This window comes from Streptomyces sp. NPDC012935, assembly GCF_042900345.1.
In the GTDB taxonomy this organism is placed as follows: domain Bacteria; phylum Actinomycetota; class Actinomycetes; order Streptomycetales; family Streptomycetaceae; genus Streptomyces.
Window position 1 is genome coordinate 146,166 of the sequence record NZ_JBIBBC010000008.1, and the last position, 17,371, is coordinate 163,536.

At 70.8% G+C, this 17,371-nt stretch carries 18 protein-coding genes and 1 pseudogene; 11 read left to right on the forward strand and 8 right to left on the reverse strand.

All coding sequences use genetic code 11. The annotated features are described in order from the left end of the window. Positions 1–264: 264 nt before the first annotated feature. The 7 genes and pseudogenes from ACFY5C_RS20940 to ACFY5C_RS20970 all read left to right on the forward strand — a co-directional run bounded on the left by ACFY5C_RS20940 (position 265) and on the right by ACFY5C_RS20970 (position 8,114). Positions 265–1,719: an MFS transporter gene (locus ACFY5C_RS20940; protein ID WP_389446308.1), complete on the forward strand. Its 1,455-nt coding sequence runs from the start codon at positions 265–267 to the stop codon at positions 1,717–1,719. A gap of 196 nt (positions 1,720–1,915) precedes the next feature. Next, positions 1,916–2,274 (forward strand): annotated as a pseudogene (locus tag ACFY5C_RS20945) (type II toxin-antitoxin system death-on-curing family toxin). A gap of 139 nt (positions 2,275–2,413) precedes the next feature. Further along, the gene (locus ACFY5C_RS20950; RefSeq protein WP_389446310.1) at positions 2,414–4,222 is read left to right on the forward strand and encodes a DEAD/DEAH box helicase; all 1,809 of its coding nucleotides are present in this window, start codon (positions 2,414–2,416) and stop codon (positions 4,220–4,222) included. A 314-nt stretch (positions 4,223–4,536) separates the two neighbouring features. Next, positions 4,537–5,178: an IclR family transcriptional regulator gene (locus tag ACFY5C_RS20955; protein WP_389446312.1), complete on the forward strand. Its 642-nt coding sequence runs from the start codon at positions 4,537–4,539 to the stop codon at positions 5,176–5,178. Between the two features lie 189 nt (positions 5,179–5,367). Beyond that, positions 5,368–6,150: a chorismate synthase gene (locus tag ACFY5C_RS20960; protein WP_389446314.1), complete on the forward strand. Its 783-nt coding sequence runs from the start codon at positions 5,368–5,370 to the stop codon at positions 6,148–6,150. Continuing rightward, entirely contained in the window at positions 6,147–7,256 is a 1,110-nt protein-coding gene (gene menC / locus ACFY5C_RS20965; protein ID WP_389446316.1) for an o-succinylbenzoate synthase, read from the forward strand. Before ACFY5C_RS20960 ends, menC begins: the two co-directional genes overlap by 4 nt. Before the next feature lie 66 nt (positions 7,257–7,322). Next, positions 7,323–8,114: a PDZ domain-containing protein gene (locus ACFY5C_RS20970; RefSeq protein WP_389446318.1), complete on the forward strand. Its 792-nt coding sequence runs from the start codon at positions 7,323–7,325 to the stop codon at positions 8,112–8,114. On the opposite strand, the gene ACFY5C_RS20975 is transcribed toward ACFY5C_RS20970, so the two are convergent. From ACFY5C_RS20975 to ACFY5C_RS21005, 7 genes are all read right to left on the reverse strand, one after another. Next, a complete protein-coding gene (locus ACFY5C_RS20975) occupies positions 8,111–8,302 on the reverse strand; it encodes a hypothetical protein (RefSeq protein WP_389446320.1) in 192 nt (63 codons plus the stop codon). The genes ACFY5C_RS20970 and ACFY5C_RS20975 overlap by 4 nt on opposite strands. Further along, positions 8,299–8,895 (reverse strand): ArsR/SmtB family transcription factor, encoded by a 597-nt coding sequence (locus ACFY5C_RS20980; RefSeq protein ID WP_389446322.1) that lies wholly within the window; start codon positions 8,893–8,895, stop codon positions 8,299–8,301. The genes ACFY5C_RS20975 and ACFY5C_RS20980 overlap by 4 nt, the downstream gene beginning before the upstream one ends. Positions 8,896–8,962: 67 nt before the next feature. Next, positions 8,963–9,922 carry a glycine betaine ABC transporter substrate-binding protein gene (locus ACFY5C_RS20985; RefSeq protein ID WP_389446324.1) on the reverse strand — a complete coding sequence of 320 codons (960 nt, stop codon included), beginning with the start codon at positions 9,920–9,922 and terminating at the stop codon, positions 8,963–8,965. Beyond that, positions 9,919–10,794, reverse strand: a complete 876-nt coding sequence (locus ACFY5C_RS20990) for an ABC transporter permease (protein WP_389446326.1) — start codon at positions 10,792–10,794, stop codon at positions 9,919–9,921. Before ACFY5C_RS20990 ends, ACFY5C_RS20985 begins: the two co-directional genes overlap by 4 nt. After that, positions 10,791–12,041, reverse strand: coding sequence for a betaine/proline/choline family ABC transporter ATP-binding protein (locus tag ACFY5C_RS20995; RefSeq protein WP_389446328.1), 1,251 nt, complete (start codon positions 12,039–12,041; stop codon positions 10,791–10,793). Before ACFY5C_RS20995 ends, ACFY5C_RS20990 begins: the two co-directional genes overlap by 4 nt. Then, positions 12,034–12,681 (reverse strand): ABC transporter permease, encoded by a 648-nt coding sequence (locus ACFY5C_RS21000; protein WP_328427358.1) that lies wholly within the window; start codon positions 12,679–12,681, stop codon positions 12,034–12,036. The genes ACFY5C_RS20995 and ACFY5C_RS21000 overlap by 8 nt, the downstream gene beginning before the upstream one ends. Before the next feature lie 26 nt (positions 12,682–12,707). Next, positions 12,708–13,187 carry an Lrp/AsnC family transcriptional regulator gene (locus ACFY5C_RS21005; RefSeq protein ID WP_389446330.1) on the reverse strand — a complete coding sequence of 160 codons (480 nt, stop codon included), beginning with the start codon at positions 13,185–13,187 and terminating at the stop codon, positions 12,708–12,710. A gap of 137 nt (positions 13,188–13,324) precedes the next feature. Here ACFY5C_RS21005 and hppD point away from each other — a divergent pair, with 137 nt between their 5' ends. From hppD to nthA, 4 genes are all read left to right on the forward strand, one after another. After that, positions 13,325–14,470: a 4-hydroxyphenylpyruvate dioxygenase gene (gene hppD, locus ACFY5C_RS21010; protein ID WP_389446332.1), complete on the forward strand. Its 1,146-nt coding sequence runs from the start codon at positions 13,325–13,327 to the stop codon at positions 14,468–14,470. 115 nt (positions 14,471–14,585) lie between these two features. After that, a complete protein-coding gene (locus tag ACFY5C_RS21015; RefSeq protein ID WP_389446334.1) occupies positions 14,586–14,882 on the forward strand; it encodes a hypothetical protein in 297 nt (98 codons plus the stop codon). After that, positions 14,875–15,162: an SH3-like domain-containing protein gene (locus tag ACFY5C_RS21020; RefSeq protein WP_389446336.1), complete on the forward strand. Its 288-nt coding sequence runs from the start codon at positions 14,875–14,877 to the stop codon at positions 15,160–15,162. Before ACFY5C_RS21015 ends, ACFY5C_RS21020 begins: the two co-directional genes overlap by 8 nt. Continuing rightward, the gene (gene nthA, locus ACFY5C_RS21025; RefSeq protein ID WP_389446338.1) at positions 15,152–15,733 is read left to right on the forward strand and encodes a nitrile hydratase subunit alpha; all 582 of its coding nucleotides are present in this window, start codon (positions 15,152–15,154) and stop codon (positions 15,731–15,733) included. The genes ACFY5C_RS21020 and nthA overlap by 11 nt, the downstream gene beginning before the upstream one ends. 9 nt (positions 15,734–15,742) lie before the next feature. Here nthA and ACFY5C_RS21030 read toward each other — a convergent pair whose 3' ends face one another. Continuing rightward, entirely contained in the window at positions 15,743–17,272 is a 1,530-nt protein-coding gene (locus ACFY5C_RS21030; RefSeq protein WP_389446340.1) for a tetratricopeptide repeat protein, read from the reverse strand. Between the last annotated feature and the right edge of the window lie 99 nt (positions 17,273–17,371).

Sequence of the window (17,371 nt, forward strand, 5' to 3'; positions counted from 1 at the left end):
GAGCGGAGCTCGCTGATGGATGCAGCGCAGGCGAGCCCCTGACCACTCGGGCACACGGCCGTTGCACCGGCTTCGGGCGGTCGGCCCTGGGTCGGTGAAACGACCGTAGGCGGGGGTGTGCGGGCCGCTCAAGGGAATCGGCGGCCCTGCAACGGGACTGCCACACCGCGTTCATGAACCGCGTCGGTCGTACGACCAAGGTCCCAGCCCGGGGCCGTCTTCCGACAGGGGTCAATGTCAGTTGTGGCCCTTACTCTGGCGGACATGACTGCCCTCGAGCCGCGCGACGCCGGTGTCGCGAAGAGATCCGACGTCCCCTTGGACCCTGCGTCCGAGGAGACCGTGCTGAGCCGGGACCATCGCGCCCTGAGCATCGGGATCGTCTCCGTCGTGCTGCTCATCGCCTTCGAGGCGACCGCCGTCGGGACGGCCATGCCGGTGGCGGCGCGCGAACTGCACGGGGTGTCGTTGTACGCCTTCGCGTTCTCGGGGTACTTCACCACCAGCCTGTTCGGGATGGTGCTCGCGGGTCAGTGGTCGGACCGGCGCGGGCCGCTCGGCGCGCTCACCGCCGGGATCGCCTCCTTCGGGGCCGGGCTGCTGCTGGCCGGGACCGCGGGAGCGATGTGGCTGTTCATTCTCGGGCGGGCCGTGCAGGGGCTCGGCGGCGGTCTGGTGATCGTCGCGTTGTACGTCGTCGTGGGGCGGGCCTACCCCGAGCGGTTGCGGCCGGCGATCATGGCGGCGTTCGCGGCGAGCTGGGTCGTGCCGTCGATCGTGGGACCGCTGGCTGCCGGGGCGGTGACCGAGCATCTGGGCTGGCGCTGGGTGTTCGTCGGGATTCCGGTGCTCGTCGTGTTTCCGCTCGCCCTCGCGCTGCCGCAGATACGGCGGCGGGCGGGAGGACCGGTCGACGCCTCCGCCCGCGGCACCTCGTTCGACCGGCGCCGGATCCGGCTCGCCCTCGGCATCTCACTCGGCGCGGGGCTGCTTCAGTACGCCGCCCAGGACCTGCGCTGGCTCTCCCTCGTCCCCGGCGTCGCGGGCGCCGCGCTCCTCGTGCCGGCCGTGCTCGGCCTGCTCCCGCGCGGCACGTACCGGGCGGCGCGCGGGCTGCCGTCCGTGGTGCTGCTGCGCGGGGTCGCGGCGGGGTCGTTCATCGCGGCCGAATCCTTCGTACCGTTGATGCTGGTCACCCAGCGGGGGCTGTCGCCGACCCTCGCCGGGTTCTCGCTCGCCGCAGGTGGCGGGACCTGGGCGCTGGGTTCGTGGATGCAGTCGCGGCCGCGGGTGGAGCCGTACCGGGAACGGCTGATGACGCTGGGGATGGTGCTCGTGGCGGCCTCCATCGCCGCCGCGCCGAGCGTCCTGATCGACTCCGTGCCCGCCTGGACCGTCGCGGTGGCGTGGGCGTTCGGCTGCTTCGGGATGGGGCTGGTGATCTCCTCCACCAGCGTGCTGCTGCTCCATCTCTCCGCCCCCGAGGAGGCGGGTACGAACTCCGCAGCCCTGCAGATCTCCGACGGCCTGTCCAACGTCGTGCTGCTGGCCGCCGGAGGCGCCGCCTTCGCCGCCCTGGGCGGCGGCACGGTGAGTCATGCGGCCACGGGGGCCTCCGGCGCCGGGTCGCACCCGGCCGCGTTCGCGGCGGTGTTCCTGCCGATGGCGGGGGTGGCGTTGGTCGGGGCCTGGGTGACCACTCGGTTGCGGGAGCGGTGAGTTGGAGCGGGGAGGGGTTCACCCTCGGCGCCCCTACCCGTCCCGTCCTCCAGGGGCTCCGCCCCCTCGCCCCCGACCGCGTCTGGGGGCTGCCGCCCCCAGCCCCCCGCTGTTGGCCCTGAAGGGGCCTCGTCCTCAAACGCCGGACGGGCTGGATGAAGCGGGCCAGCGTCGAGAGGTGGCGTCTCCGAGGGGCTTGGGGGCCTCGTTCACCGCCCTCGCCGAGCTCGCCTTCGGCGGGCGGGCGCCCGAGGCGCGGGAGCCCGGGCTGCTCGCGTGGGCGGTGCACCGGCCCGTACCCGCATGTTCGGTATCTCGGCCTACGACGACCTCCACGAGCAGGCTGCAGCACTGGTGCATGCCATCGCCACCAACCACCCCCTCGTCGACGGCAACAAGCGCACCGCCTGGCTCGCCACCGCGACCTTCCTCGCCCCCACCGGCGTCGACCGCACCGGTGTCGATCAGGGCGTGGCGTACGCGCTGGTCATCGATGTCGCCTCCGGTGACGAGGGGGACATCGCCGTGATCGCGGGGCGACTGCGGCGGTTGTGACGTCGGTCCCACCCACGTGTGACCCGGCCCCGCTCGCCCCTGGACACGGTCGGGCCGCCGGTAGGGTGGCCCGGTTGTCATACGTAGCCGAGTCACCAACACCCGTACGCCGAGCCGCCCGACCCAGTCCCCGGAGACCGTGACTACCACCGCCGCCAGCTCCAGCTCTGCCCCCCACTCCCACCACCTGTCACCCGCCTTCCCCGGCCGCGCCCCCTGGGGCACCGCCAGCAAGCTGCGTGCCTGGCAGCAGGGGGCGATGGACAAGTACATCCAGGAGCAGCCGCGTGACTTCCTCGCGGTCGCCACGCCGGGCGCCGGCAAGACGACGTTCGCGCTGACGCTGGCCTCCTGGCTGCTGCATCACCATGTCGTGCAGCAGGTCACCGTGGTCGCGCCGACCGAGCATCTGAAGAAGCAGTGGGCCGAGGCGGCCGCGCGCATAGGCATCAAGCTCGATCCCGAATACAGCGCCGGGCCGCTCGGCAAGGACTACCAGGGCGTCGCCGTGACCTACGCGGGTGTCGGCGTGCGGCCCATGCTCCACCGCAACCGGGTCGAGCAGCGCAAGACCCTCGTCATCCTCGACGAGATCCACCACGCCGGTGACTCCAAGTCCTGGGGCGAGGCCTGCCTGGAGGCCTTCGAGCCCGCGACGCGACGACTCGCCCTCACCGGTACGCCGTTCCGGTCCGACACCAACCCCATCCCCTTCGTGACGTACGAGGAGGGGAACGACGGAATCCGGCGGTCGGCCGCCGACTACACGTACGGCTACGGCAACGCGCTGGCCGACCACGTCGTCCGGCCGGTCATCTTCCTGAGCTACAGCGGCAACATGCGCTGGCGCACCAAGGCCGGCGACGAGATCGCCGCGCGACTCGGCGAGCCCATGACCAAGGACGCGATCAGCCAGGCCTGGCGTACGGCGCTGGACCCGCGCGGCGAGTGGATGCCGAGTGTGCTGCGGGCCGCCGACCAGCGACTGACCGAGGTCAGGAAGGCCATCCCGGACGCCGGTGCCCTCGTCATCGCCTCCGACCAGGACTCCGCCCGCGCCTACGCCAAGCTGATCCGTGAGATCACCGGCAACAAGGCGACCCTCGTCCTGTCCGACGACGCCGGGGCGTCCAAGCGGATCGACGACTTCAGCGGCAACAACGACCGGTGGATGGTCGCCGTCCGCATGGTGTCCGAAGGTGTCGACGTGCCCCGGCTGGCGGTGGGGGTGTACGCCACCACCATCTCCACGCCCCTCTTCTTCGCCCAGGCCGTCGGCCGTTTCGTGCGGTCCAGGCGGCGCGGCGAGACCGCCTCCGTCTTCCTGCCGACCGTCCCCGACCTCCTCACCTTCGCCAACGAGATGGAGGTCGAACGCGACCACGCCCTCGACAAGCCGAAGAAGGAGGGCGAGGAGGACCCGTACGCCGAATCCGAGAAGGAGATGGAGGAGGCGAACAAGGAGCAGGACGAGGACACCGGCGAGCAGGAGCAGTTCTCCTTCGAGGCGCTGGAGTCCGAGGCCGTCTTCGACCGGGTGCTCTACGACGGTGCCGAGTTCGGCATGCAGGCCCACCCGGGGAGCGAGGAGGAGCAGGACTACCTCGGGATTCCGGGGCTCCTCGAACCCGACCAGGTGCAGCTTCTCCTGCAGAAGCGGCAGGCCCGGCAGATCGCGCACAGCCGCAAGAAGCCGGACGCCGAGGCCGACCTGCTGGAGCTGCCCGCCGAGCGGCGGCCCGTCGTCTCGCACAAGGAGATGATGGAGCTCCGCAAGCAGCTCAACACGATGGTGAGCGCGTACGTCCACCAGAGCGGCAAGCCGCACGGCGTCATCCACACCGAGCTGCGCCGGGTCTGCGGCGGGCCGCCGAGCGCCGAGGCCACGGCCGGGCAGCTGCGCCAGCGCATCGCCAAGGTTCAGGAGTGGGCCACCCGGATGCGGTGACGCTGGGCGCGTACGGGGAGTGCGCGCAGGGGACCGTACGCCGTACGTATCCGGGCAAACGGGAGTGGTCCGTACCGGCCGTTGCCCGGATTCTGGACGGAGCCTTCCGCTCAGCGAACCGGCTTCGCTAATGTCCCGCTACGCACACGCCCCGTGGCAGCGCCGCCGCGGAGCGCAGCCGTGAAGCGACGCGGCCCGGACAGTCAGTCCGGGCCGCCGGCCGATCGGCGGCCTCTGAAGCGCGTCACTGACGGGACTCGGTGACGCACCCGCCGCGAGGAGGCTGCCGACCTCACCACTAAGGAGTGGGCGTCGTGACCGCGGAGACCTCTCAGACGCTCGACCGGGGACTGCGCGTCCTCAAGCTGCTGGCCGACACCGACCACGGGCTGACCGTCACCGAGCTTTCCAACAAACTGGGCGTGAACCGGACCGTTGTGTACCGGCTGCTCGCCACGCTTGAGCAGCACGCCCTGGTACGCCGTGACCTGGGCGGTCGTGCCCGCGTCGGCCTCGGTGTGCTGCGACTGGGCCGGCAGGTGCATCCGCTGGTACGGGAGGCCGCGCTGCCCGCGCTGCGTTCGCTCGCCGAGGACATCGGGGCGACGGCCCATCTGACGCTGGTGGACGGCACGGAGGCGCTGGCCGTTGCCGTGGTCGAGCCGACGTGGACGGACTATCACGTGGCCTACCGGGCCGGTTTCCGGCACCCGCTGGACCGCGGTGCCGCGGGCCGGGCCATACTCTCCGCCCGGAATCAGCCGCTGGAGGAGCCCGGATACACCCTCACCCACGGGGAGTTGGAGGCGGGAGCGAGCGGGGCCGCGGCGCCGCTGATCGGCGTGACGGGCGTCGAGGGCAGCGTGGGCGTGGTGATGCTGGCCGACGCGGTGCCGGAGCGCGTGGGGCCGCGGGTCGTGGATGCCGCTCGGGAGGTGGCGGAGGCGTTGCGCTGACGTGGTGCGGGAAGTGGCGGAGGCGTTGCGCTGACGCGGCGCGGGAGGTGGCGGAGGAGGCGTTGCGCTGACGCGCGGCGCGGGAAGCGGCGAGGGCCTGGCGGCGATGCGGCGCGGGAGTGGCTCGGGCGTCGCGTTGACGCGCGGGTGCACTAGGCAGGGCCCCGCAGCACCTCCGACACTCGTGTCATGACCTCACTGAGCATCCGCACCGTCCACGAGCCCGCCGGGTTCACCGCTGTTGCCGAGTACTTCAGTGACGTATGGCAGACGCCTCGCACCGCACCGCCCCTGCTGCCCGAGACGCTGAACAGCCTCGCCCACGCGGGTGGGGCGGTGCACGCCGCGTACGACGGGGAGCGGCTCGTCGGGGCCTGTGTCGCCGTGTTCGGGCCGCCGGCGTCGCGGGAGACATACTCGCTGCTGGCCGCCGCCGAGCAGGGGCTCGGGCCGCAGGTCAAGCGGGCGCAGCGGGCCTGGGCGGTGGAGCTCGGGGCGCTCACCATGCGCTGGACCTTCGATCCGCTGGTCGGCCGCAACGCCCGGTTCAACTTCGTCAAACTGGGCGCCGCCGGCACCGGCTACCTCGTCGACTTCTACGGCCCCATGGCGGACGGCGTGAACGGCGGCGACGAGAGCGACCGGCTGGAGGTGACCTGGGACCTGATCGGGCCGGCGCGGGGGCAGTCCGGCCACGCCGGGCCCGGCACCCCGGAGCGCGAGGCCGCGCCCGCCACCCACACGGCCCCCGACGGCGGGCCGCTCGCCCGCCGGGACCGGCAGGACCGGTATGTCTGGTGCCGCGTACCGGACGACATAGTGGCGCTGCGGGCCGCGGACCCGGAGCTGGCGCTGGGCTGGCGGCGGGCCGTGCGCGAGGTGTTCACGAAGGCCTTCGCCGACGGGTTCACGGCGACGGACATGTCCCGGGACGGCTGGTACACGCTCACCCGCCGGGAGGCCACCTCGTGAAACTCGAACGCGTCGAGATCGTCCACGTGGCGATCCCGCTGGTCAGCCCCTTCCGTACGTCCTTCGGCACGATGACGACGAAGGACACCTTCCTGCTGCACGTCGTCACGGACGCGGCCGAGGGCTGGTCGGAGTTCGCGGCCGACCCCGAGCCGCTGTACTGCTCGGAGTTCGTGGCCGGCGCGGAGATCGTCCTGCGTGACTTCCTGCTGCCGCGCGTCGCCGCCCTGCCCGTGCTCGGTACGGCCCACCTCGCCCCGGCGACGGCGGGGGTCAAGGGGCACGAGCTGGCGAAGGCGGCGCTGGAGACGGCCGTCCTCGACGCGGAGCTGCGGTCGTACGGCATGCCGCTGGCCACGTATCTCGGGTCGGTGCGCGAGCGGGTGCCGGCCGGGGTGTCGGTCGGGATCAGGGGGACGGTCGCCGAGTTGCTGGACGACGTCGAGGGGTATCTCGCCGAGGGGTACGTCCGGATCAAGCTGAAGATCGAGCCGGGCTGGGATCTGGAGCCGGTACGGGCCGTGCGCGAGCGCTTCGGCGCGGACCTGCCGCTCCAGGTCGACGCCAACACGGCGTACACGCTCGCGGACGCCGAGCATCTGCGGCGGCTGGACGACTTCGGGCTGCTGCTGATCGAGGAGCCGCTCGCGGAGAACAACCTGTACGCCCACGCCCGGCTCCAGCAGCGCATCGCGACCCCCGTCTGCCTGGACGAGTCCCTGCACAACGCCGCCGACACCGCGTCCGCGATCGCGATGGACGCGTGCCGCGTGGTGAACGTGAAGCCGGCGCGGGTCGGGGGATACCTGGAAGCGCGGCGTGTGCACGACGTGGCGTACGCGCACGGGGTGCCGGTGTGGTGCGGCGGCATGCTGGAGACGGGCATCGGCCGCGCCCCGAACCTGGCGCTGGCGGCCCTGCCCGGCTGCACGCTTCCCGGGGACACGTCGGCGTCCAGCCGCTACTTCGCCGAGGACATCACGGAGCCGTTCGTGCTGGTCGACGGCCATCTTCCGGTGCCACGGTCGCCGGGCATCGGGGTGGCGCCGGTGCCGCAGACGCTGCGGCGCTTCACGAAGGAGCGGCGAGACCTGTACGTGACCTGAATGGGGCAACCTGGGCAGCTCCGACCTGCGCCTGGCCGGAACTTGCCGCCACGTTAGATTGATCCCGTGCTCTCTCGTCTCACGCGCCCCCGGGCCATTGCCGTCTGCGCCCTGCCGGTCGTGGCCCTGCTCGCCACGGCCGCCTTCGCGCCGCTGCCGTTCTCGCTGACGCAGCCCGGTCTGACGGCGAACGTGCTGGGCGACAACAAGGGCGAACCGGTGATCACGATCACCGGGGCGCCGACCCGTGACACGAGCGGCCAGCTGCGCATGACGACCATCGAGGCGACGTCCCCCGACACGGACGTGCGGTTCGGTGACGTGATCGACGCCTGGTTCAGCACGGAGAAGGCGGTCATGCCGCGCGACTCGGTCTATCCGAGCGGTCAGAGCACGCGGGAGATCGAGCAGTACAACACCGAGCAGATGAAGGAGTCCCAGGACGCCGCGACCGAGGCCGCGCTGAACTACCTGGACCTCAACGACAAGAACATCAAGGTCACCCTCACCCTCGCGGACGTGGGCGGCCCCAGCGCCGGCCTCCTCTTCACCCTCGGCATCATCGACAAACTGAACGGCAACGGCGAGGGCGGCGACCTCACCGGCGGCCGCAGCATCGCCGGCACGGGCACGATCGACGCGGCGGGCAAGGTCGGCGCGGTCGGTGGCGTGTCCCTCAAGACTCAGGCGGCCAAGCGGGACGGGGCGACGGTCTTCCTGGTGCCGAGGGCCGAGTGCGGCGATGCGAAGGCGGAACTGCCGGAGGGATTGCGGTTGGTGCCGGTGACTACGCTGAAGGGGGCGGTGGGGGCGCTGGAGGCGCTGGAGTCGGGCAAGGGGTCCGTGCCGAGCTGCTAGCCGGTGGCAACGGTCGGCTGCGGAGGTGTGGCGAGGCGCAGGCCGATCTCCACCAACGTCCAGCCGAGGCGGGTCCGTAGGTGGCGGGGCTGCCTGGCCTGGACGGCCAGGCGGTGGGCGTCGGCTTGGGCCTGGAGGTCGGCCGCGTGCAGGTGGTGCAGGCAGAGATGCGTCTCGGGGTCGGTCATCGGGGCCCCTCCGGGTCCGTGGCGATGGGGAAGACGTGCGTGTGGAGGCGGACCTGCTCCGCGTCCGGGTCGTCCTCGGCGGCCTCGTGCGCCTGGTAGCTGTTGAGCAACTCGTGCATCTTGCCGATGAGTTCGCGTGAGCGCTCGGGTGTCAGCCGTAGCGTGAAGTCGCTCAGGTCCATCGAGTGGTCCGTCCATCGCGGGAACCATCTGTCGCGGGCGGACAGCCAGGAGTACAGCTCACGGGTGTGCTGGTTCACGAGCTCGTGCAGCAGCAGGTCGGCCGCGCCGCGGACTGCCGGGTCCGGGCTCTGATACAGGTTCTCGTCCATCGCGATCCCTGCGTCCACAGCCCGCCACCAGCGCTCTCGCCCCTTGCCGTGCTCAGGGGCGTCCTCGACGAACCCGTGCGCGGCGAGCTGGCGCAGGTGGTAGCTCGTGGCTCCGCTCGACTCGCCCAACCGCTCGGCGAGCATCGAGGCCGTGGCGGGCCCGGTACGGCGTAGCGCGTTGAGCAACTCCATCCGCAGGGGATGAGCGAGCCCACGCAGCGAACGCGCGTCGAGTTTCCGTACGTTGTGCTCTTCCGGCATGCGTACAAAGGTAGCTATGCAAAGGTTGCTTTGCAACAGGTTCTTTGGAACCCGGCCCCGGAACCCCCTACTTCACGAACCCCTCCGCCTTCATCCAGTCCAACGCCACCTGATGGGGATCCTCCCCGTCCACGTCCACCTTCGCGTTCAGGTCCTGGGCCACCGTGTTGTTCAGCTTCTTGGTGATCGGGTCGAGGACGTCGGGGATGGCCGGCCATTCCTTGAGGGTCTTGGTGTTGATCACCGGGGCGGCGTTGTAGTTGGGGAAGAAATGCTTGTCGTCGTCCATCACCACGAGGTTCATGGACTTGATGCGGCCGTCCGTCGTGTAGACCTCGCCGTAGGTGCAGTTCCCCTTCGCGGCCTGCGTGTAGATGATCCCGGTGTCCATCTGGGTGATGTTCCTCGCCGGGACGTCCATGCCGTACGCCTTCTGCATCCCCGGCAGCCCGTCCGCCCGGTTGGCGAACTCGACCTCCACGCACAGCGTCACCGCGGCCGGGTCGGACTTGGACAGTGCGGCGACCTCGGAGAGGTCGTTCGTGCGGTACTTCTTGTGGTTCGCCTGGTTCATCGCCAGGGCGTACGTGTTGTCCAGCGCGGACGGCGGGAGCCAGGTCAGCCCGTTCTTCGCGTCCTCCTTGCGCACCGCCTCCCACTGCTCGTGCGGGTCGGTGATGGGCTCGCTGTGCCCGAGGTAGGTGATCCAGGCCGTGCCCGTGTACTCGTATCCGGCATCGGCGTCGCCCTTGCGCACCGCCTCGCGGCTGCCGATGGAGCCCTGGATGCCGGTGCGGTCCAGGACGTCGGCGCCGGCCGCCTCGAAGGCGATGCCCATGATCGCGCCGAGGATGAGCTGCTCGGTGAACGACTTCGACGTCACCGTCAGTTGGGCGCCCTCCAGTGGCTCGCCCCGTCCGATGCTTCCGGGCCGTACGTCGTCGACCATGGGGGAGCCGCTGGTCAGACCGCACCCGGCGGCCGCCACCAGCAACCCGGCCGCGAGCAGGACCGTCGGCCGCCTCACAGGTCCAGCCCCCGTGGCCGCAGCAGCACTTCCACCAGCGATGCCAGCCAGTCCACCAGCAGGGCGAGGGCGACCGTGAGAATCGAGCCGAGGACCAGGACCGGCATGCGCTGGTTGGTGATGCCGGCCGTGATCAGCACGCCCAGCCCCCCGCCGCCGCCGAAGACCGCCAGGGTCGCCGTCCCGACGTTGAGGACCAGGGCGGTGCGCACGCCCGCAAGGATCAGCGGGACCGCGAGCGGCAGCTCCACCCGCGTCAGCACCCCCGTCGGGGACATGCCGATACCGCGCGCCGCCTCCAGCAGGGTCGGGTCGTTCGCCTTGAGGCCGGCGATGGTGTTGGACAGCACGGGCAGGACGGCGTAGGCGATCATGCCGATCAGGGCCGCCTTCCGGCCGATGCCCAGCCAGATCACCAGCAGGGCGAGAAGACCGATCGCGGGGGTCGCCTGGCCCATGTTGGCGAGAGCCATGGCCACCGGTGTCGCCTTCCTGAACGCCCGCCGGGTGAGCAGGATCCCCAGCGGGATCGCGATGATCAGCACGAAGAAGGTGGAGATCACCGTGAGTTCGATCTGCTCCCTCAGGGCCTGCGAGACCTGACCGTTCGACAGCGCGTTCTCGGAGACCGGGTCGAGGTCGGCCTGCCGGAACCACAGCCAGGTCGCGAGCAGCAGCACCACCAGCATCGCCGGCACGATGGTGAGCCGCTGCCAGCTCAGCTTCCTGGCCGGGCGCTTCGTGGCGACGGGCGAGGCGGTCTCGTCGTGCCCGTCAAGATCGTTGCGGTCGGGCTCGGCGTTTCCGGGCGCTTCGCCGGGCTCGGACGTCTCCTGCACCCGGGACGACCTCGGGGTCTCGGGAGTGCTCACGCCTTGTGCTCCCCTCCGTCGCCCTCCTGCTCGGCGTGCGTGCGCCCGGCCCGGGAACCCTCCAGCTCGTGCTGGGCCTCCAACGCCTCCAGCCGGTCCGCCTCCAGCAGCTCGTGCACGGAGTTGATCAGCGTCTCCATGTCGACGACACCCGTGTACTCACCGCGCCGCCCGGTCACCACCACCCGCCCCGCGTTGTCGGTGAGGACGGCCTCCAGGGCGTCCCGCAGCGTGGCGTCCCGTGTCACCGTGTCGGTCACCAGCGTCCCGGCCCGAGCGAGCGAACCCCTGGCCCGCATCAGATCGCCGCGCCGCAGCCACTTGTAGGGCCGGCCCCGCTTGTCGAGCAGCAGGATCTCGTTGGTGCCGCTGGAGCGCAGCCGGTTGAAGATGTCCTGGAGCGGGTCGTCGAAGGTCACCGTCGGATAGTCGGTGATCTCCACGTCCCGTACCCGGGTCAGGTTCAGCCGCTTCAGTGCCGCACCGGCTCCGACGAACCCGGAGACGAAGTCGTCGGTGGGGTTGGTGAGGATCGCCTCCGGGGTGTCGAACTGAGCGATGTGCGACTGTTCGCGCAGAACGGCGATACGGTCACCGATCTTGATCGCCTCGTCGAAGTCGTGCGTGACGAAGACGATCGTCTTGTGCAGCTCGTGCTGCAGCCTGATCAGCTCGTCCTGGAGGTGATCACGGGTGATCGGGTCGACCGCTCCGAACGGCTCGTCCATCAGCAGCACCGGCGGATCGGCGGCCAGCGCCCGTGCCACGCCCACGCGCTGCTGCTGCCCGCCGGAGAGCTGGCGCGGATAGCGGCCGTGGAACTCGCCCGGGTCGAGCCCGACGAGGTCCAGCAGCTCCTCGACCCGCGCGCCGATCCGCGTCTTCGACCAGCCGATCATCTTCGGTACGAGTCCGATGTTCTGCGCGACCGTCATGTGCGGGAACAGACCGGCGGACTGGATGGCATAACCGACCTTGCGGCGCAGCTTCACCGGATCGATGTCGGTGACGTCCTCGCCACCGATGCGGATCCGGCCACCGGTCGGCTCGATCAGCCGGTTGATCATCTTGAGCGTCGTGGACTTCCCGCACCCCGAGGGCCCGACGAGGATGACCACCTCGCCCGCCTTGATCTCCATGTTCACGCTGTCCACGGCCGGCTGCGGGCTGCCGGGATAGCGCTTGGTCAGGTTCTCCAGCTCGATGGAGGCTCCGTGGTGGCCGCTGCCGGACTCGTGCTCAGACACGGATCCCCCTGGGGATGGTCAGCCGTCCGATCAGGACGTACGCGGCGTCGAACAGCAGCGCCAGGATGATGATCCCGACCGTGCCCGCGAGCACCTGGTTGAGCGCGTTCGCGCTGCCCAGCGAGGCGAGCCCGCGAAAGATCACATTGCCGAGGCCGGGGCCGGAGGCGTACGCCGCGATCGCCGCGATGCCCATCAGCATCTGTGTCGCGACCCGGATCCCGGTCAGGATCGGCGGCCAGGCGAGCGGCAGCTCCACCTTCAGCAGCTGGGTGAGCCGGGACATGCCGATGCCCCGGGCCGCCTCCACCAGGGACGGATCGACTCCGCGCAGTCCGACGATCGAGTTGCGCACGATCGGCAGCAGGCCGTACAGCGTCAGTGTGATCACCGTGGGCGGCACGCCGAGCCCCACGATCGGAATGAGCAGACCGATCATGGCGAGCGACGGAATGGTCAGGATGCCCGCGGTGGTCAGCGTGGCGAAATTGCCGGCCCACTCGCTGCGGTACGTGGCCACACCGATCAGCACCCCGAGCAGGGTCGCCACGACCATGCACTGGAAGACGGCGCTGGCGTGCTGGTAGGCGTCGGTGAGCAGCTGCTGGTGGCGGTTGCCCAGGTACTCCCAGAAATTCACACGGACTCACCCCACCAGGTCGCGGGCTAGCTGTGCGCCCGGTCTTCCGCCGCCTGCTCCACCAGCGGGATGATCCGCAGCGGAACGGGGTTCTCCATCACGATCGCCGTGGAGGCCCGGACGATCCCATCGAAACCGACAACCCGGTCGATCACCCGCTGAAGATCGGCGTTGGAGCGCGCCACGAGGCGGCACAGCATGTCCCCGGTCCCGGTGGTCGTGTGCAGCTCCAGCACCTCCGGCACGGACGCCAAGTGCGCCCGTACGTCGGCCCCTTGCCCCTGCCGGATCTGAAGCGTCGCGAAGGCGGTGACCGGATAACCGACTGCCGCCGGATCGACCTCGGGACCGAAGCCGCGGATGACTCCGTTCGACTGAAGCCGGTCCAGCCGTGCCTGCACGGTCCCGCGGGCCACGCCCAACCGCCGGGACATCTCCAGCACCCCGATCCGCGGCTCCCGCGCCAGCAGCACGATGATCCGTCCGTCCAGATGATCGATCGTCACGACAGCCCGCCTCTCCTCGCCACCGGGGGTGGTCATCCTGTACAGAAAGCCCGCAGGGACGGGCGTGTCACTGAGCAGATTGCCCAGCTGAAAACCAAACTATTGCGCACCTTGCCGCATGGCGTGAGGCTGCGCTTATGACGCAGACCACACACCACACTCCCGACACCGCCCGGCAGGCCGACCCCTTCCCGGTCAAGGGAATGGACGCGGTCGTCTTCGCCGTGGGCAACGCCAAGCAGGCGGCGCACTACTACTCGACCGCTTTCGGCATGCGCCTCGTGGCCTACTCCGGACCGGAGAACGGCAGCCGCGAGACCGCGAGCTACGTGCTGGAGAACGGCTCCGCCCGTTTCGTCCTCACCTCCGTCATCAAGCCCGCCACCACCTGGGGCCACTTCCTCGCCCAGCACGTGGCCGAGCACGGCGACGGCGTCGTCGACCTCGCCATCGAGGTCCCGGACGCACGGCGGGCGTACGCGTACGCCCTCGAGCACGGAGCCACGTCCGTCACCGAGCCCTACGAGCTCAAGGACGAGCACGGCACCGTCGTCCTGGCCGCCATCGCGACGTACGGCGAGACCCGCCACACCCTCGTCGAGCGCCACGGCTACGACGGCCCGTACCTCCCCGGCTATGTGGCGGCGAGCCCCATGGTCGAGCCGCCCGCCCAGCGCACCTTCCAGGCGATCGACCACTGTGTCGGCAACGTCGAGCTGGGCCGCATGAACGAGTGGGTCGGCTTCTACAACAAGGTCATGGGCTTCACGAACATGAAGGAGTTCGTGGGCGACGACATCGCGACCGAGTACAGCGCGCTGATGTCGAAGGTCGTGGCCGACGGCACGCTCAAGGTCAAGTTCCCGATCAACGAGCCCGCCATCGCCAAGAAGAAGTCCCAGATCGACGAGTACCTGGAGTTCTACGGCGGCGCGGGCGTCCAGCACATCGCGCTCAACACGAACGACATCGTCGAGACGGTACGCACCATGCGCGCGGCCGGGGTTCAGTTCCTCGACACGCCGGACTCGTACTACGACACCCTCGGCGAGTGGGTCGGCGACACCCGGGTCCCCGTCGAGACCCTGCGGGAGCTGAAGATCCTCGCGGACCGCGACGAGGACGGCTATCTGCTGCAGATCTTCACCAAGCCGGTCCAGGACCGCCCGACGGTCTTCTTCGAGATCATCGAACGCCACGGCTCCATGGGCTTCGGCAAGGGCAACTTCAAGGCCCTGTTCGAGGCGATCGAGCGGGAGCAGGCCAAGCGCGGCAACCTCTGACGGCCGGCTGACCCTCTTTCGGCGTGCGGGTTCCACGGGGGGACCCGCACGCCGGGGCGCCTGCCGCACGCGGCGTGCGCCCGCGCGATGCCCGGACGCGCCGTACGCTGAGCCCATGGCCAGGATCAACGACGTCGGCGGCGTCGAGGGGTTCGGTCCCGTCGACACCGCGGACGACTCCGAGCCCTTCCACGCCGACTGGGAGGCGCGCGTCTTCGGGATCTGGAACGCCCTGCGCGCGCAGGAGATCTTCAATCTGAACGAGTTCCGGGACGCGATCGAGTCGATCCCGCCGCGCGAGTACCTGGCGGCGTCGTACTACGAACGCTGGTTCATCGCGATCAGCGACCTCCTCGAACGCAAGGGCGTGCTGGCGCCCGGCGAGCTGGATCGGGACGAGCGCGATGGCTGACCGTTTCGCCCCGGGGTCGCGTGTGGTGACGTATCGCCACGACCCGGCGCACCACACCCGCCTGCCCCGCTACGCACGCGGCAAGCGGGGCGTCGTGATCGAGCCGGAGGGGTCCGCCGAACTGGCCGACGTCAGCGCACGGGGGCTTGCCGACGCGCCGGTGGAGCAGGTGTACGCGGTGCGGTTCCAGGCGCGTGACCTGTGGGGCGAGGGCGACCATCAGGTCGTACTGGATCTGTGGGAAAGCTACTTGGAAGAGGACCGTGGCGATGAGCGGTGACCACTCCGACGCGACGATCGCCCGCCGGGTGCGGCGCCTGGAGACCCTCCTGGAGGACAAGGGCGTACTCACGGGCGGGGAACTGGACGAGGCGATCGACGCGTTCCTCGCGGGTGCCTCGCCGGCGAGCGGGGCGCGGGTCGTCGCGCGGGCCTGGACCGACGAGGACTTCAAGTCCCGTCTGCTGACGGACGGTACGGCGGCCGTGCGCGAGCTGGGTTTCATGGACGGCGGCTACCAGCGCCTGCGCGTCGTCGAGAACACGGCGTCGACGCACAACGTCATCGTCTGCACCCTCTGCTCCTGCTACCCCATCCGCCTGCTCGGGCCGTCCCCGAGCTGGTACAAGTCCGAGTCGTACCGCTCCCGAGTGGTTCGCGAACCCCGGGCGGTCCTCGCCGAGTTCGGCCTGGACCTGCCGACCGACACGCGGATCACGGTGTGGGACTCCAGCGCGGAGACCCGCTACATGGTGCTGCCGCGCCGCCCGGAGGACACGGGCGGGATGCCCGAGGCGGAACTGGCGGGGCTGGTCAGCCGCAACGCACTGATCGGCACGGCGGTGCTGTAGGGGACTGGGTCACCGTCGCTTCGCCTTGGCGTCCATGTCCGGTACGTCCTCCACCGACGGCTCCCCGAGCTCCTCCAACGCCGCCTCGGCCAGCGGCACCCGTGTCGGGGAGAAGTGCGGATTGATCCGCAACGCCTCCTGCAGATGCCGCCGCGCGGCCCCCGGCATCTCCAGTTCCCGCTCGATCATCCCCTGGTGATAGACGTACAGCGCGCTGCGCACCCCGCCCCCGCGCTTCTTGTCGTTCGCCAGCCTCGCGAACTTCAGCGCCTGCTTGTGCTCCCCGGCCCGGTGCAGCGCCCACCCCAGCGCGTCGGCCACCGCGACCCCCGGCTGCCGGCGCCACTCGGTCCGCAGCCGCTGCACGGCGGACTCCGGGTCGCCGTGGTCCGCCTCGAAGTGGCCCAGCACCAGTTCGTCGTCCACCCCGCCGGCCGCGGCCTGTGCCGCCCGCTCCCGCAGCAGGTCGTACTGCACGCGCGCCGCCTGCCCCAGGCCCAGCGACTCGTACAACTCACCCAGTTCCAGGGCGTATTCGGGAAGCGGCTGCTTGGCGAGGGCGACCCGGTACGCGTTCAGCGCCTCCGTCGTGCGGCCCAGTGCCGCCAGCGTCCGCCCCTGCCCGGCGAGCGCGGCCCGCTGGTCGGGGTCGAGGCGTACGGCCTCCTCGAAGTGCCGCAGGGCCACGTCCAGGTCGCCGCGCTCCCAGGCGAGCTGTCCGGCCCGTTCGAGATACGCGGCCCGCTCGGCCGGGGCCTGCGCGCCCGCCGCCGCGTCGGACAGCGCCACCGCCGCGTCCTCCCGCCAGCCCCGGTCCCGGTAGACGGCCGCCGCCCGGGCCTGCACGGCCGGGCCGGAGCGCAGCTTCAGCAGCCGGTCCAGCGTCCGCTTGGCCGCCTTGTGGTCGCCCAGCCCCGTGTAGGCGTCGATCAGCGGCGGATACGTCGTCCACCGCTTGCGGTCCGCCTTCAGCGCCGCCTCGCCCCAGGTCCGCGCCGCGCCGAAGTCCCGCCGCGCGTTCGCCAGCGCAGCCATGCCGGCCAGCGCTTCGGCGTTCGGGTCCCGCACCTTCAGCGACGTACGCAGCGCCTTCTCGGCCTTCGGGTAGTACTCCGCCTCGGCGGTGCGCCGCCCCTGCTCCACATACGCCGCGCCCAGCACCGCCCACGAATGAGCGTCCCCGGGATGGGCCCGCAGATGCTTCTCCCGCTCGTCGATCAGCACCGCCAGATCGGGCAGCGCGGCCGGCACGCCCGTGGTGACCGCGGCGAGCGCCTGCGCCCCCGGCGCCGGTCCGGGCGCCCGCGTCCCGCCCTGACCCCACGGCAGCAGCACCAGCACCCCGCCGAGCACGGCACAGCCCGCCACCGAGGCGATCAGCACCCGCCGCCGGATGCGCGGCCGACGTTTTGGCGCGCCCGGCCCGTTCTCCGCTGCCTTCTTCGCTGTGGCCTTCGAGGCGACCTTCGAGGCGACCTCCGAGGCGTCCTTCGAAGCGTCGGTCTGCGCGGCGCTGTTCCCCGCGGCGCTGTTCTCCATGGCGCTCACTGTGCGTCAAGCCATGCGTCAATACGACGACCACACCCGTTCGAACCCGACCGCCGTACACGGGGTTCACACCGATGGCCCCGAGTGCGA